The sequence below is a fragment of the Streptomyces sp. HUAS 31 genome, assembly GCF_028198125.1.
Taxonomy (GTDB): Bacteria; Actinomycetota; Actinomycetes; order Streptomycetales; family Streptomycetaceae; genus Streptomyces; species Streptomyces chartreusis.
In genome coordinates this window covers 2,656,419-2,671,671 of sequence record NZ_CP116353.1, presented here as the reverse complement: position 1 = coordinate 2,671,671, position 15,253 = coordinate 2,656,419, and the positions used below count along the sequence as shown (strand labels likewise).

Sequence of the window (15,253 nt, the reverse complement as noted above, 5' to 3'; positions counted from 1 at the left end):
GACCCGGCCACCGTCGTTTCCGCGTTACGTATCCTGAGCCCCGGACTGCATCACGGGGGAGGGGTACCGGGCGTGCCGCTGCACAAGGACGATCCGAAGTCGGTCGGTGGCTACAGACTCGTCGGCCGGCTCGGGTCCGGGGGCATGGGCGTCGTCTACCGGGGCAGAGCACGTTCGGGGCGCGAGGTCGCCGTCAAGGTGGTGCACGCGCAGTACGCCGAGGACGCCGTCTTCCGTGCCCGTTTCCGGCAGGAGATCGAGGCCGTCCGCAAGGTCAGCGGCGCCTTCACCGCCCCGGTGCTGGACGCCGACGCCGACGCGGTACGGCCCTGGATGGCGACCCAGTACGTGCCCGGACCCTCCCTCGCCGCCCGGATCCGCGACGGGGGCCCGCTCAAGGGCACCGAACTGCGGCGCCTGGTCCTCGGCCTGGTGGAGGCGCTGCGGGACATCCACCGGGCGGGCGTCGTGCATCGCGACCTCAAGCCCGCCAACGTCCTGATGGCCGAGGACGGCCCCCGCGTCATCGACTTCGGCATCTCCCGCGCCGCCGAGAACCACAACACCCTCACCGAGACCGGCCAGATGATCGGCACCCCGCCGTTCATGTCCCCGGAACAGCTCACCGACGCCCGCTCGGTGGGCCCCGCCTCCGACGTCTTCTCCGTCGGCGCGCTGCTCGTCTTCACGATGACGGGCCGGGGTCCCTTCGACGCCGACAGCCCGTACCTCACCGCCTACCGGGTGGTCCACGACGCCCCCGTCCTGGACGGCGTGCCGCAGCCCCTGCACGCGGTCCTGGAACGCTGCCTCGCCAAGGACCCCGCGGACCGGCCCGAACTGGACGAAGTGGCACGCGAGTTCGTGGCCGCGCTGCCGGAGCCGGGCGAGGACGACCGCCCCACCGTGACACTGCGCACGGACGAGGTGGCCATGGTCCGCACCCGGCCCGCCGCCGAGGAACCCGTCCGGCGCCGCAGCCGGGTACGCCCGCTGTGGGCCACCGCCGGCACGGTCGGTGCCCTCGCGCTCGGCCTGACCGGATATCTGCTGCTCGGCCCAGGAATCGGGAATGACGACGCCCGACCGGGCGCCGGGGCCGCCACGTCCGCGCCCTCCCGCTGGACCGCCGTGCCGTCCGGTTGGAAGCCCTGGCAGACGACGGTGTACGCCACCGCCGCGCAGGGCGTGAAGAAGGGACGCGGCGTCACCGACGCCGGTTCGCAGGGCTTCGGCCCGAAGTGCCAGGTGCACGAGGGCGGCGTCTACTGCGCGGGCGACGGCGTCCTCCCGCTGCGCATCGACGCGCTCACCGGACAGACCCTGTGGCGCGCCGAGCCGCTGCCCGCCGGCACGGGCAAGGGGGCGTACACCTTCACGGTCCTCGGTGTCGCCGACGACGCGATGCTGGTCGAGCAGACCTTCAGCCCCGACTACGGCGACGACGTCGTGGTCTCGGTCGCAGCCCTCGACCCGGGGACCGGCAAGCGGCTCTGGCATCGCACGTTGAACGTCGACTCGGTCCGCGCGTTTCTCTCCGGCGATCTCGTGATCGTCCCGGACGCCGGCGGCCGCTCGGTGACCGCCCGTTCGCCGCGCACCGGCGCCGAGCGCTGGACGGCGGGGCTGCCGCAGGGGCAGTACTGCCGGCCCACGAACACCGGCGAGGACCTGTTCCTCCAGTGCGCCCCGGACATGATGCCCTCCGACCACATGGTGCTCCTGGCCCTGGACCGGGCCGACGGCTCGACGCGGCGCCTGACGGTCCCCAACGAGGGCGTCCTCGTGGGGACGTACGACGGCCGTCTGCTCTTCCTCGATCCGGCGAAGGACGAGGACGGGAACTCGGTCGGTGGTGAGGAGGGGCCGTTCTCCCGGATCCGGCTGGTGGATCCGGCGACCGGTGCGGCCACCACGACCCGATTGGCCCAGCGGTTCGAGGGCAATGCGTCGCTCGCGGACGGCACCCTGTGGTTCGCCACGACCTCCGGCCAGGTGACGGCCGTGTCGGCCCGGACGGGGGAGCGGCAATGGCAGACCCGGACGAGCCTGGAGCAGCCGAGCGACATCACCCACGACCCGCGCGCCCGGGTGCTCTACATGTCCAGCGCCAGCGGCCGGGTCGCCGCCCTCGATACCAAGAAGGGCACGCTGCTGTGGGAGACCCTGCCGCGTGCCCAGCGGGTGACCAACCAGGGCTGGTCGCTGTCCGAGGTGCTGCTGCACCGGGGTGCCCTGGTCGTCGCCACCCCGGACGGCGACGTCTTCACCCTCGACCCGGCTCACCCCGACCGGAAACCCGTGTCGGGGTGAGCACTTCGAGCAGGGGCTACGGCAGCGCCAGCATGCGCTCCAGCGCCAGCTTCGCGAACGCCTCGGTCTCCTTGTCGACCTCGATCCGGTTGACCAGGTTGCCCTCGGCCAGCGACTCCAGCGCCCAGACCAGGTGCGGCAGGTCGATGCGGTTCATGGTCGAGCAGAAGCAGACCGTCTTGTCGAGGAAGACGATCTCCTTGCCCTCGGGCGCGAAACGGTTCGCCAGCCGGCGGACCAGGTTCAGCTCCGTGCCGATGGCCCACTTGGAGCCGGCCGGGGCGGCCTCCAGGGCCTTGATGATGTACTCCGTCGAACCGACGTAGTCCGCGGCGGCCACGACCTCGTGCTTGCACTCGGGGTGGACCAGGACGTTCACGCCCGGGATGCGCTCGCGCACGTCGTTCACCGAGTCGAGGCTGAAGCGGCCGTGCACAGAGCAGTGGCCGCGCCACAGGATCATCTTCGCGGCACGCAGCTCGTCGGCGGTCAGTCCGCCGTTCGGCTTGTGCGGGTTGTACAGGACGCAGTCCTCCAGGGACATGCCCATGTCCCGGACGGCGGTGTTGCGGCCGAGGTGCTGGTCCGGCAGGAAGAGCACCTTCTCGCCCTGCTCGAAGGCCCAGTCCAGCGCGCGCTTGGCGTTGGAGGAGGTGCAGATCGTGCCGCCGTGCTTGCCCGTGAACGCCTTGATGTCGGCGGACGAGTTCATGTACGACACCGGCACGACCTGCTCGGCTATGCCGGCCTCGGTCAGCACGTCCCAGCACTCGGCGACCTGCTCGGCCGTCGCCATGTCGGCCATCGAGCAGCCGGCGGCGAGGTCGGGCAGGACGACCTTCTGGTCGTCGGAGGTCAGGATGTCCGCCGACTCCGCCATGAAGTGCACACCGCAGAACACGATGTACTCGGCTTCCGGGCGCGCGGCCGCGTCCCGGGCCAGCTTGAACGAGTCACCGGTCACGTCCGCGAACTGGATGACCTCGTCACGCTGGTAGTGGTGGCCGAGCACGAAGACCTTGTTGCCGAGCTTCTCCTTGGCGGCGCGGGCACGCTCGACCAGGTCCGGGTCGGACGGCGAGGGCAGGTCGCCGGGGCACTCGACGCCGCGCTCGCTCCTCGGGTCGGCCTCACGGCCGAGGAGCAGCAGGGCGAGGGGCGTCGGCTGTACGTCGAGCTCCTGGGTCTGGGCGGTGGTCACGACACGCACCCTTTCTGTTCTGCGGCTCGCCGGGACCGGAGAATCCGGTCCCGGCGGGTCAAGCGGGACACCTTCACCGACTTCTCGTCGGATTGACGCTATCTATCATAACCGGTTCACGTCAGTTTGACGATGGCCATCGTGTCGATGTGACGTGAATCCCGGTGGCCGACCCGCGCAATCCCGAATGAGGCGTTTTCCGCTCCGCGCGCCGTGTGCGAGCATGAAGAAGGACCGAAAGACAAGCATCCGGCCCCGGAATGAATCCGCCGACCCGCCGGTTGCAATGGTCGGCAAGCAGTCTCCGTACAACCCGGGAGAGATGTAGATGTCCGTATCGGACGAGACCAGCACCGCCACCGACGGCATCATTCTGAGCGACGCCGCCGCGGAAAAGGTGAAGGCCCTGCTCGACCAGGAAGGCCGTGACGACCTCGCCCTGCGTGTGGCTGTCCAGCCCGGTGGCTGCTCGGGTCTGCGCTACCAGCTCTTCTTCGACGAGCGTTCCCTCGACGGTGACGTCGTCAAGGACTTCGGCGGCGTCAAGGTCGTCACCGACCGCATGAGCGCCCCGTACCTGGGCGGCGCGTCCATCGACTTCGTGGACACCATCGAGAAGCAGGGCTTCACGATCGACAACCCGAACGCGACGGGCTCCTGCGCCTGCGGCGACTCCTTCAGCTGATCCCAGCCGAATGTCCGGCAGATCCAGGCCGGACACACGGAAAGGCGGCGACCCCCTCCGACGGGGCCGCCGCCTTTCCTTGTCCGAGGACCCTTACCGGGCCCCGGACGTCTCCGGTGCGTCCGGGAGCATCCCGGGCTTCTCCAGCGGAACCGCCTGGCCGTCCGTGCCCACGACCTTCCGGTCCCCGAGCGGCTTGTCCAGCTGCACGGTCTTGTGGAACACCTTGGCGATCAGGATGCAGACCTCGTCCGGCTGTGAGGTCTCCGTCACCCGGACGGTCACCTCGTCACCGCTCTCGCTCGCCGTCACCTTGTAGTCGGCGCACACACCGCCGGTGAAGGCGACGGTCAGCTTCGAGTCGTCGGCCTTATAGGCGTCCACGCCCACGTTCCGGGTCACCGGCGACGCCGTCGAGTCGTCCTTCGGCCCGGTCGGCCGCGGACTCGGCTGCCCGGTCGGCTCCTGCGAGGGAGTGGCCGAGTCCAGGTACTTCGGGTCGATCGCCGGGTACGTCACCGTGAAGCTGTCCTGCGCGCCCTGCGTCCGCACCTCGAACAGCCACGACGGCACCAGCGCCTGCCGGGCGTCCACGTAGTGCGAGGCCAGCCCGAACACGGCCTTCTCCACGGTGATGGTGTCCTGCTCCGGCGGCGCACCCGTCGACCCGGACGCCTGCATCGACGCCTCCGCACCGCAGGGCGCCTCCATCCGGTCCTTCAGCGGTACGGGGCTGGCGCAGCCCCCGATGCCCATGCGGTGGTCGGCCTTCGGTGCCGCGTTCATCAGCCCGAGCGTCTTCTCCGCGCTCAGCACGGGGTACGTGTCCGTCTTCACCGGCGCCTTCAACTGGCCGCTGCCGCCGACCACTTCACCCTGGGCGTTCACGGTGACCCCCGTCGTCCAGCCGTACGTGGGCAGTCCGCCGACCACCGGATCGGCGTTCACCACCCGCTGGTCGCCCATGACCTGGCCCGCGTCGAGCTTCGCGTCGTCCTGACCGATCGCCTTGAGCACCGGCGCGGCGGCCTTCTTCGCGGCGTCCTCGCTCACCGGGTCGCCGGCCCGGCCGGCGGGGGCCTTCGCGCAGACGGTGGTGCTCTCGCAGTTGTCCGTGCCGGGCGCGTACCGGTAGAAGGTCCAGGTCCCAGGCGCCTGCTTGTTCACCTGGAGGCTCGGCCCCGCGCCGTCCGACGCGCCGACCCGCCAGGTCTCGCCCTGCGCCACCGGCGTCCCGTCCACCCCGAGCGCCTCGGCCAGCCGGGCCACCTCGGCCGCGCCGACCTCGCCGCCGGCCCGGTACACCGGCGCCGACCCGGGCCCGTCCGGAAGATCGCCGCCGGCCTTGTAGGTGGCGCCGTACGGGTTGGGCTCCCCGGGCGCGATGCCGCCGGTGCCGCCGCCCGCCTCGGTGTAGCCGTCGAGGTGCAGCGGCGGGGGAGTCTCACCGCCGGGTGCCCCGGACGACGTACCGCCGTCCGAACCACCGGACGCGTTCGCGGCGAGATAGGCCCCACCGCCCCCGACCAGCAGCACGGCCGCGGCGACGGAGGCGATGATCGCGGGGGAGCGGCGACGGGCGCCGCCGTGCAGTTCGTCCGGCCCGTGGGTGGGCGTGGCGTCGTGCGCCTCGACAGCGGGCGGGACGGAAGAGCCGGGTTCGGCGGGGCCGGCATCGGCACTCTCAGAGGCGCTTTCCGCGTCCGGGACACTCTTCCGGCCGAAAGCGGGCTCCTGGCCGGAAGCGGACTCCTCGTCCGAGGCGCCCGCGTCGCGCGACGCCCCTTCGCCCTCGGCGGCAGCAGCCACATCGGCACGGTCGGTCCCGTCGGCCGTCTCGTCCCCGTCGACCTTCCCGGTCCCCTCGACCTCGCCGTCGGCAGCTCCGCCTGCCGTCCCGCTCTCGTCGGCGAGCCCGTCGGCGCCGGCGGCGCTCTGCTCCGCCCGTGCCTCCTCCGCGTCCTTGCCGGAGGCGCCCGCGTCGTCGTTGTCGGGTCGCTCGGTGTTCACCGCATCGCTCCTTCGGCTGCGCACATGTCCCAGGACCCTGACCCGACCCTGTCAAAAGGCCGGTCCACCGGGTCGTATCCCGCATCCCCTTTACGGGGGACGCCGATGGGACGCAGCGGGGGAGCGCACGGTTCCCTGAAAAGCGCCGATCGGGCCGCCGGAGTTCGATCGGCCTCCCGGTCAGTCGCCGTAGTCGGACATCGCGTCCAGCAGTCGCGCCGACTTCGAGGGCACGGTCACCCCGTGGATGCGTGACGGAGAGACCGGACGGGAAAGGACACGGTCGGGAGCGGCCCAGTGCGGAGCCATCCGCGCGCAGTCACCCAGCAGTGACGCCAGGTCGACCTCCAGGTCGGCCGGAGCGGGGGCACGGACCTCGAATTTCGTCATAGCTGCACCGTATGCTCGCTCGAGCCCGCGAAGAAAGATCTACTATCAGGTAGTTTTGGCTGCTTCTGTGTCCCGGTCACGAACGGTAGCGTGGATTGTCAATTCCACCTCCCCGCAGGAGACCTCACGCCGTGCGCATCGCAGTCACCGGCTCCATCGCCACCGACCACCTCATGACCTTCCCCGGCCGCTTCGCCGACCAGTTCGTCGCGGACCAGCTGCACACGGTCTCGCTGTCGTTCCTGGTCGACAATCTGGACGTACGCCGGGGCGGCGTAGGCGCGAACATCGCCTTCGGCATGGGTCAGCTGGGCACGAAGCCGATCCTCGTCGGCGCCGCGGGCTCCGACTTCGACGAGTACCGGGCCTGGCTGGACCGGCACGGAGTCGACACCGGTTCGGTCCGTATCTCCGAGACCCTGCACACCGCCCGCTTCGTCTGCACCACCGACGCCGACCACAACCAGATCGGCTCCTTCTACACGGGCGCGATGAGCGAGGCCCGGCTGATCGAGCTGAAGACCGTCGCCGACCGCGTCGGCGGCCTCGACCTGGTCTCCATCGGCGCAGACGACCCGGAGGGCATGCTCCGCCACACCGAGGAGTGCCGCTCCCGCTCGATCCCCTTCGCCGCCGACTTCTCCCAGCAGATCGCCCGGATGAACGGCGACGAGATCCGGATACTGCTGGACGGGGCGACCTACCTCTTCTCCAACGAGTACGAGAAGGGGCTCATCGAGTCCAAGACCGGCTGGTCGGACGAGGAGATCCTGTCCAGGGTCGGCCACCGCGTCACCACCCTCGGCTCGCGCGGCGTACGCATCGAGCGGGCCGGCCACGACCCGATCGAGGTCGGCTGCCCCGAGGAGGAGCGCAAGGCCGACCCCACCGGCGTCGGCGACGCCTTCCGCGCCGGCTTCCTGTCCGGACTGGCGTGGGGCGTCTCCCTTGAGCGCGCCGCCCAGGTCGGCTGCATGCTGGCCACGCTCGTCATCGAGACGGTGGGCACCCAGGAGTACCAGCTGCGCCGCGTCCACTTCATGGACCGGTTCACCAAGGCGTACGGCCACGACGCGGGCGAAGAGGTCCGGACGCACCTGAGCTGAGATCCGCCTCGGCGGGTTCGTCGTCGGCCGCGGGCGCGCGGGGGCTGTTCGCGCAGTTCCCCGCGCCCCTCAAGGGGCGTTCAGCTCACCCGGCGCACGACATACGCGGCCCCGCGCTCCGCCGACTCCTCGCCCACGTACTCCTGCCCCCGCATCTCGCACCACGCCGGGATGTCCAGGCGGGCCGCCTCGTCGTCGGAGAGAACCCGGACCAGGCCGCCCACCGGCACGTCCCCGATGACCTTGGCGAGCTCGATGACGGGGATCGGGCACCGCTTGCCGAGGGAGTCCACGACGAGGACGTCCTCGTCCCGTGCGACCTTCTCCGCCGTCGGCGCCCCGAGCTTCTCGCGCATCCCGGCGACCGCGGGCGCCAGCACCCGGAGGAACCGCTCGACATCCTCCTCCGGCGTCCCGAACGGCAGGGACACGCGCACGTTCCCCTCGCTCAGCACCCCCATCGCCTTCAGCACATGGCTGGGCGTCAGCGTGCTGCTCGTGCAGGACGAGCCCGAGGAGACCGAGAAGCCGGCCCGGTCCAGCTCGTGCAGCAGTGTCTCCCCGTCGACATAGAGACAGGAGAAGGTGACGATCCCGGGCAGCCGCCGCTCCGGGTCGCCGACCACCTCCACGTCCGGCACCAGCCGTGGCACCCGGGCCCGGATCCGCTCCGTCAGCTCCCGCAGCCGTACCGCCTCTTGGGCCGCCTCCGCCCGCACGGCCCGCAGCGACGCCGCCGCGGCGACGATCGCCGGGAGGTTCTCGAACCCGGCGGCCCGCCCCGACTCCCGCTCGTCCACGGGCCCTTGCGCGGCGAACCGCACCCCCTTGCGCACCACGAGCAGCCCCACCCCGGACGGGCCACCCCACTTGTGGGCACTCCCGGTCAACACCGACCAGTCGCCCTCGACGCGCCCCCAGCCGAGCGACTGCGCCGCGTCCACCAGCAACGGCACCCCGGCCTGCCGGCACGCGGCGGCCACCTCGGCCACCGGCTGCTCGGTGCCCACCTCGTGGTTGGCCGACTGGAGACACGCGAGCGCGGTGTCCGGACGCAGGGCCTGCGCGTACGCCCCCGCGTCCACCGCCCCGCTCCGGGCCACCGCCATCTGAGTGACCGAACCCCCGTCGGCCTCGTGCGCGTCAGCCGCATGGAGCACAGAGGAGTGTTCGACCGCGGACACGATCAGGTGGCTTCCGATCCGGCGACGGCCCGCCAACACGCCCGCGACGCCCGAGTGCACGGCCCGGGTCCCGGACGAGGTGAACACCAACTCGTCCGCCCGGCAGCCCACGGCCTCGGCCGCCGTCTCCCGAGCGGCGTCCAGGAGCATGCGCGCCCGTCGCCCCTCCCTGTAGAGACGGGCCGGATCGGCCCATCCCTCATCAAGGGAGGCCAGGAGCGCCTGCCGAGCGACGGGATGAAGAGGAGCACTGGAAGCAGCATCGAAGTAGCCCACACAGCAACGCTAGAACGTCCGGCGACGGGAGCGCCCCACAGGGGCGCGGGGCGGTGACACGTGCGGCTCCGCCGCGGGGCGCGACAAGCCCAAACGAACCCGCAGCCGCCAAACCAGCGAACCACCCCACCCCATAGGCACCCCTCCCCGCGAACCCCAAGAACGCGTCGGCTAGGGTTTGGTCCGCATAAACATCCAAACCCCTGCCCGACGCAGGGCGGCGACCGACCAGCGAGAAGGCCAGGCCGCAGCCGATCCGCGCGGGCGAGACTCTCGGGAAGGCGCTACGTGAGTCCCAACGGCTCCGACCGCTCGCCGCGGCGCCCGATGCGGCGGAAGCTGCTGCAAGGCATGACTGCGGGCCTGGTCCTGGCGACAGCCAGCGGTTGCTCGTACAACTGGGAAGACTTCCCCCGCCTTGGTATGCCCACCCCGACCACGGAAGAGGCTCCGCGGATCCTCTCCCTGTGGCAGGGTTCCTGGGCGGCTGCGCTCGCCGTCGGCGTGCTGGTGTGGGGTCTGATCCTGTGGAGCGCCATGTTCCACCGGCGCAGCCGCACCAAGGTCGAGGTACCTCCGCAGACCCGGTACAACATGCCCATCGAGGCGCTGTACACGGTGGTCCCGCTCATCATCGTCTCGGTCCTGTTCTACTTCACGGCCCGCGACGAGTCGAAGATCCTCAGCCTCAAGGACAAGCCCGACGTCACTGTCAACGTCGTCGGCTTCCAGTGGAGCTGGTGCTTCAACATGATCGCCGACGTGGATGGCTCCACCGGCGACGCCAAGACCTCCAAGGAACTGGCCGCGATCCCGGACCGGTTCAAGGAGGACTTCCCGGCGAACGCCGGCGGTGTGTACGACTGCGGCACGCCCGGCACGCGCAACCCTCAGACGGGCAACCCGGGTCCCACCCTGTGGCTGCCGGAGGGCAAGACGGTCCGCTTCGTCCTCACCTCGCGTGACGTCATCCACTCCTTCTGGGTGGTGCCGTTCCTCATGAAGCAGGACGTCATCCCGGGCCACACCAACGCCTTCGAGGTGACCCCCAACAGGCAGGGCACCTTCCTGGGCAAGTGCGCCGAGCTGTGCGGCGTCGACCACTCCCGGATGCTGTTCAACGTGAAGGTCGTCTCCCCCGAGCGCTACGAGCAGCACCTCAAGGACCTCGCCAAGAAGGGGCAGACCGGTTACGTTCCCGCCGGCATCGCGCAGACGAGCCACGAGAAGAACCGGGAGACGACAAACCTGTGAGCATCCTCAACGAACCCCAGGGTGCCGCGGCAGCTGAGGACTCGTACGAGAACGAGCTGCCGGTCCGGCGCAGGCAACCCGGCAACGTCGTGGTCAAGTGGCTCACCACCACCGACCACAAGACGATCGGCACGCTGTACCTCGTCACGTCGTTCGCGTTCTTCGTGATCGGCGGCGTGATGGCGCTCTTCATGCGCGCCGAGCTCGCCCGGCCCGGTCTTCAGATCATGTCGAACGAGCAGTTCAACCAGGCGTTCACGATGCACGGCACGATCATGCTGCTGATGTTCGCGACGCCGCTGTTCGCCGGCTTCACGAACTGGATCATGCCGCTCCAGATCGGCGCGCCGGACGTGGCGTTCCCCCGCCTGAACATGTTCGCCTACTGGCTCTACCTGTTCGGCTCCCTCATCGCGGTGGGCGGCTTCCTCACCCCCGACGGTGCCGCCGACTTCGGCTGGTTCGCCTACAGCCCGCTGTCGGACGCGGTCCGCTCGCCGGGCATCGGCGCCGACCTGTGGATCATGGGTCTGGCCTTCTCCGGCTTCGGCACCATCCTCGGCTCGGTCAACTTCATCACCACGATCATCTGCATGCGTGCGCCGGGCATGACCATGTTCCGCATGCCGATCTTCGTGTGGAACGTGCTGCTGACCGCGGTGCTCGTCCTGCTCGCCTTCCCCGTCCTGGCGGCGGCGCTCTTCGCGCTGGAGGCGGACCGCAAGTTCGGCGCCCACGTCTTCGATGCCTCGAACGGAGGAGCGTTGCTGTGGCAACACCTCTTCTGGTTCTTCGGCCATCCAGAGGTGTACATCATCGCGCTGCCGTTCTTCGGCATCATCAGTGAGGTCATCCCGGTCTTCTCCCGCAAGCCGATGTTCGGCTACATGGGTCTGATCGCGGCGACCATCGCCATCGCGGGTCTGTCCGTGACGGTGTGGGCGCACCACATGTACGTCACCGGCGGCGTCCTACTGCCGTTCTTCTCCTTCATGACGTTCCTCATCGCCGTACCGACCGGCGTGAAGTTCTTCAACTGGATCGGAACGATGTGGAAGGGCTCGTTGTCCTTCGAGACACCGATGCTCTGGGCGGTCGGCTTCCTCATCACCTTCACCTTCGGTGGTCTGACCGGCGTCATCCTGGCCTCGCCGCCGATGGACTTCCACGTGTCCGACTCGTACTTCGTGGTGGCGCACTTCCACTACGTCGTCTTCGGCACCGTCGTGTTCGCGATGTTCTCCGGCTTCCACTTCTGGTGGCCGAAGTTCACGGGCAAGATGCTCGACGAGCGGCTCGGCAAGATGACCTTCTGGACGCTGTTCGTCGGCTTCCACGGCACCTTCCTGGTCCAGCACTGGCTGGGCGCCGAGGGCATGCCGCGTCGTTACGCCGACTACCTGGCGCAGGACGGCTTCACCGCCCTGAACACGATCTCGACGATCAGCTCGTTCGTGCTCGGCGCGTCGCTGCTGCCGTTCTTCTACAACGTGTGGAAGACCGCCAAGTACGGCAAGAAGGTCGAAGTCGACGACCCGTGGGGTTACGGCCGCTCGCTGGAGTGGGCGACCTCCTGCCCGCCGCCGCGGCACAACTTCCTCACTCTGCCGCGGATCCGTTCCGAATCCCCGGCGTTCGACCTGCATCACCCTGAGATCGCCGCTCTCGACCAGCTCGAGAACGCGCCTCACGGTGACAAGGCTCTGGCTGGTGGCAAGGAGGCCGGCAAGTGAAGACCCAAGGCACGATGTTCGCCTGGCTGGGCATCTTCGTCCTGGCCATGGCGATCGTCTACGGCGTCTGGTCGAAGGAGCCGGCCGGTACCACGGCCCTCTTCCTGGCCTTCGCGCTGTGCATCATGATCGGCTTCTACCTGGGCTTCACCGCCCGGCGGGTCGACGCGGGTGCGCAGGACAACAAGGAAGCGGACGTCGCGGACGACGCCGGCGAGGTCGGGTTCTTCAGCCCGCACAGCTGGCAGCCGCTGTCCCTCGGCATCGGCGGCGCGCTCGCCTTCCTGGGGATCGCGGTCGGCTGGTGGCTGCTCTACTTCTCGGCCCCGCTGATCCTCATCGGTCTCTGGGGCTGGGTCTTCGAGTACTACCGCGGTGAGAACCGCACCCAGTAGCACGAGCTGAGCTCACAGGAGCCCGGACACTCCGTCAGGAGGGTCCGGGCTCCTTCTTTTGCCGCAATGCATGTCACCCGTACGTGTCCTCCGGCGCGCCGCCGCTGACGCTGCTTCCTAGCGTGAGGCCATGAGCAAAACACCGAGCAAGAGCACCGTCATAGGCTGCACGCTCCTGCTGATAGCGCTCGGCGCGAGCGCCGCCGCATGCAGCAGCGACGGCAATCCGCTGTCAGCGGAGCCGTACGACGCGGCCGACCAGATCGCCTTCAACGGCCCCTCGGGCGACGGCGAGAAGGCCGACCCCGACAAGCCCCTGGAGATCACCGCGGAGGACTCCGACGGTCGGATCACCGACGTCACCGCCAAGGACGCCGCAGGGCGCTACGTGACGGGCGAACTCTCCGCCGACGGCACCAGGTGGCACAGCACCTCCCCGCTGGCCGCCAACGCCCGCTACACGGTCCGCGTGAGCACCGAGGACGAGGACGGCGCCCCCGGCCGCAAGGTCCTCACCTTCGACACCAGCAAGCCGACCAGCAAGAAGCACCTGACGGTGACGTTCGGGCCCAAGGCGGGCAAGTACGGCGTCGGCCAGCCCATCACCGCCGAACTGAGCCGGCCCGTCAAGGACAAGAACCAGCGGGCGACGGTCGAGCGGGCCCTGCGGGTCGACTCCGTCCCCGCGGTGGACGGCAACTGGCACTGGGTGGACGACAAGAAGCTCCACTACCGGCCCAAGGAGTACTGGCCCGCCGGCGCCACCGTCCAGGCCCGCAGCGACCTGGAGGGCGTGCGGATCAGCGACCGCCTCTGGGGCGGCAAGGGCAAGCCCCTGAAGGTCACCATCGGAGACCAGGTCATAGCCGTCACGGACGCCTCCACCCACCAGCTGACGCTCTACCGCAACGGCGAGGAGGTGCGGTCCATACCCGTGACGACGGGCAAGCCAGGCTTCGAGACCCGCAACGGCGTCAAGGTGGTCCTGGGCAAGGAGTACTTCGTACGGATGCGCGGAACCAGCATCGGCATAGCCGAGGGCTCCTCCGAGTCGTACGACCTACCCGTCTACTACGCCACCAGGGTGACCTGGAGCGGCGAATACGTGCACGCAGCCCCCTGGTCGGTCGGCTCCCAGGGTTACGCCAACGTCAGCCACGGCTGCACCGGCATGAGCACCGCCAACGCCGAGTGGTTCTTCGACAACGTCCGCGAGGGCGACATCGTCAAGGTCGTGAACTCGTACGGCAACACGATGGAGCCGTTCGGCAACGGCTTCGGCGACTGGAACCTGGACTGGAAGAACTGGCGCAACGGCAGCGCCCTGGTCGCCGGCACCCCTGACGGCCCGAGCCCCGCGGAACGGGCACGGCTGAGGCCACAGAGCGTCTAGGCCGACAGGGCAGCCGCCGACCTCAGGGGCGCGGGGAACTGCGCGACCAGCCACACCGGACCCGCAGCCGCCCACAGAGCCGCGCCCCCGAACCCCTCGGCGCCCGACCGCGCTCCTAGGCGCTCTGCAGCCGCTTCGTGCGCAGCAGGCCCGCCAACGCCTCCGCGAACTCCACGGGCTCCACAGGCAGCGTCACAGCCGCCTCGGCACGGCTCCACGTGGCCAGCCACGCGTCCTGCGGCCGCCCGATGAGCAACAGCACCGGCGGGCAGTTGAACACCTCGTCCTTGATCTGCCGGCAGACCCCCATGCCGCCCATCGGCACGGCCTCGCCGTCCAGGACGCAGACGTCGATCCCGCCCTTGTCCAGCTCCTTGACGACGGCCGCGGGCGTCGCGCACTCCACGAACTCCACCACGGGGACGTCCGGAGCGGGCCTTCGCCCGGTCGCCAGCCGCACCTGCTCGCGGGTGTTGGAGTCGTCGCTGTAGACCAGCACCGTGGCGGTCGGCTGCATGCTTCCTCCGAGACGTAAGTGTCGTACGGAAAGACCCGATGCCGCGGATGCTACTCCCTTGAACACCACGTCAACACCGGTACGAACGGCCAAGACACTCCGAACGGCACCCCCCGGAGTGAGGGCGGGATAAGCGACCGACATAATGTCGGTCGTGGCGACAGCAACGACAGTAGAAACCGGGCACGCGCACCCGTCGGTCAACCGGCCGAACCTCACCAGCGTCGGAACCATCATCTGGCTGAGTTCCGAGCTGATGTTCTTCGCGGCCCTCTTCGCGATGTACTTCACCCTGCGATCGGTGACGGGGCCCGAGTACTGGGATTCACAGGCCGAGGCCTTGAACTTCCCGTTCTCGGCGACGAACACCACGATCCTGGTGCTCTCCTCCCTCACCTGCCAGCTCGGCGTCTTCGCCGCCGAGCGCGGTGACGTGAAGAAGCTCCGGGGCTGGTTCATCGTCACCTTCATCATGGGTGCGATCTTCATCGGCGGTCAGGTGTACGAGTACACCGAGCTGGTCAGGCACGAGGGCATCTCGCTCTCGTCCGGCCCGTACGGCTCGGTCTTCTACCTGACCACCGGCTTCCACGGACTGCATGTGACGGGCGGACTCATCGCCTTCCTGTTTGTCCTCGGCCGCACCTACGCGGCTCGGAGGTTCACGCATGAGCAGGCGACCGCAGCGATCGTCGTGTCCTACTACTGGCACTTCGTCGATGTCGTCTGGATCGGCCTCTTCGCCACGATCTACATGATCAAGTAGCCGGGCCCGATCCCGCGCGCGTTCCACAAC

The 15,253-nt window shown here is 69.4% G+C and carries 13 protein-coding genes; 8 read left to right on the top strand and 5 right to left on the bottom strand.

Going from position 1 to position 15,253, the window contains the following annotated elements; translation table 11 throughout:
• The first annotated feature begins 72 nt into the window (after positions 1-72).
• Entirely contained in the window at positions 73-2,313 is a 2,241-nt protein-coding gene (locus PGH47_RS11800; RefSeq protein WP_271663380.1) for a protein kinase domain-containing protein, read from the top strand.
• Between the two features lie 16 nt (positions 2,314-2,329).
• On the opposite strand, the gene nadA is transcribed toward PGH47_RS11800, so the two are convergent.
• Entirely contained in the window at positions 2,330-3,514 is a 1,185-nt protein-coding gene (gene nadA, locus PGH47_RS11795) for a quinolinate synthase NadA (RefSeq protein ID WP_271663379.1), read from the bottom strand.
• Positions 3,515-3,842: 328 nt separating this feature from the next.
• Between nadA and PGH47_RS11790 the strand changes: the two genes are divergently transcribed.
• On the top strand, positions 3,843-4,199 hold the full coding sequence (locus PGH47_RS11790; RefSeq protein WP_126902039.1) for a HesB/IscA family protein: 357 nt from the start codon (positions 3,843-3,845) through the stop codon (positions 4,197-4,199).
• A 93-nt stretch (positions 4,200-4,292) separates the two neighbouring features.
• On the opposite strand, the gene PGH47_RS11785 is transcribed toward PGH47_RS11790, so the two are convergent.
• Positions 4,293-6,209 carry a hypothetical protein gene (locus tag PGH47_RS11785; protein WP_271663378.1) on the bottom strand — a complete coding sequence of 639 codons (1,917 nt, stop codon included), beginning with the start codon at positions 6,207-6,209 and terminating at the stop codon, positions 4,293-4,295.
• 180 nt (positions 6,210-6,389) lie between these two features.
• Positions 6,390-6,599, bottom strand: coding sequence for a hypothetical protein (locus PGH47_RS11780; RefSeq protein ID WP_030967407.1), 210 nt, complete (start codon positions 6,597-6,599; stop codon positions 6,390-6,392).
• 131 nt (positions 6,600-6,730) lie between these two features.
• Here PGH47_RS11780 and PGH47_RS11775 point away from each other — a divergent pair, with 131 nt between their 5' ends.
• On the top strand, positions 6,731-7,705 hold the full coding sequence (locus PGH47_RS11775; RefSeq protein WP_271663377.1) for a carbohydrate kinase family protein: 975 nt from the start codon (positions 6,731-6,733) through the stop codon (positions 7,703-7,705).
• Between the two features lie 80 nt (positions 7,706-7,785).
• Here PGH47_RS11775 and PGH47_RS11770 read toward each other — a convergent pair whose 3' ends face one another.
• Positions 7,786-9,165, bottom strand: a complete 1,380-nt coding sequence (locus PGH47_RS11770) for a cysteine desulfurase/sulfurtransferase TusA family protein (RefSeq protein ID WP_271663376.1) — start codon at positions 9,163-9,165, stop codon at positions 7,786-7,788.
• Between the two features lie 288 nt (positions 9,166-9,453).
• On the opposite strand from PGH47_RS11770, the gene ctaC reads away from it, so the two are divergent.
• The 4 genes from ctaC to PGH47_RS11750 all read left to right on the top strand — a co-directional run bounded on the left by ctaC (position 9,454) and on the right by PGH47_RS11750 (position 13,940).
• Entirely contained in the window at positions 9,454-10,419 is a 966-nt protein-coding gene (gene ctaC, locus PGH47_RS11765; protein ID WP_271663375.1) for an aa3-type cytochrome oxidase subunit II, read from the top strand.
• The gene (gene ctaD, locus PGH47_RS11760; RefSeq protein WP_093745727.1) at positions 10,416-12,152 is read left to right on the top strand and encodes an aa3-type cytochrome oxidase subunit I; all 1,737 of its coding nucleotides are present in this window, start codon (positions 10,416-10,418) and stop codon (positions 12,150-12,152) included. The genes ctaC and ctaD overlap by 4 nt, the downstream gene beginning before the upstream one ends.
• Positions 12,149-12,547, top strand: coding sequence for a cytochrome c oxidase subunit 4 (locus tag PGH47_RS11755; protein ID WP_030967416.1), 399 nt, complete (start codon positions 12,149-12,151; stop codon positions 12,545-12,547). Before ctaD ends, PGH47_RS11755 begins: the two co-directional genes overlap by 4 nt.
• A 130-nt stretch (positions 12,548-12,677) precedes the next feature.
• Complete coding sequence (locus PGH47_RS11750) at positions 12,678-13,940, top strand: L,D-transpeptidase (protein WP_271663374.1); 1,263 nt, start codon at positions 12,678-12,680, stop codon at positions 13,938-13,940.
• A 115-nt stretch (positions 13,941-14,055) separates the two neighbouring features.
• Here PGH47_RS11750 and PGH47_RS11745 read toward each other — a convergent pair whose 3' ends face one another.
• Positions 14,056-14,457 (bottom strand): response regulator transcription factor, encoded by a 402-nt coding sequence (locus PGH47_RS11745; RefSeq protein ID WP_107907001.1) that lies wholly within the window; start codon positions 14,455-14,457, stop codon positions 14,056-14,058.
• Between the two features lie 145 nt (positions 14,458-14,602).
• Between PGH47_RS11745 and ctaE the strand changes: the two genes are divergently transcribed.
• The gene (gene ctaE / locus PGH47_RS11740) at positions 14,603-15,223 is read left to right on the top strand and encodes an aa3-type cytochrome oxidase subunit III (protein WP_107907002.1); all 621 of its coding nucleotides are present in this window, start codon (positions 14,603-14,605) and stop codon (positions 15,221-15,223) included.
• The last annotated feature ends 30 nt before the right edge of the window (positions 15,224-15,253 follow it).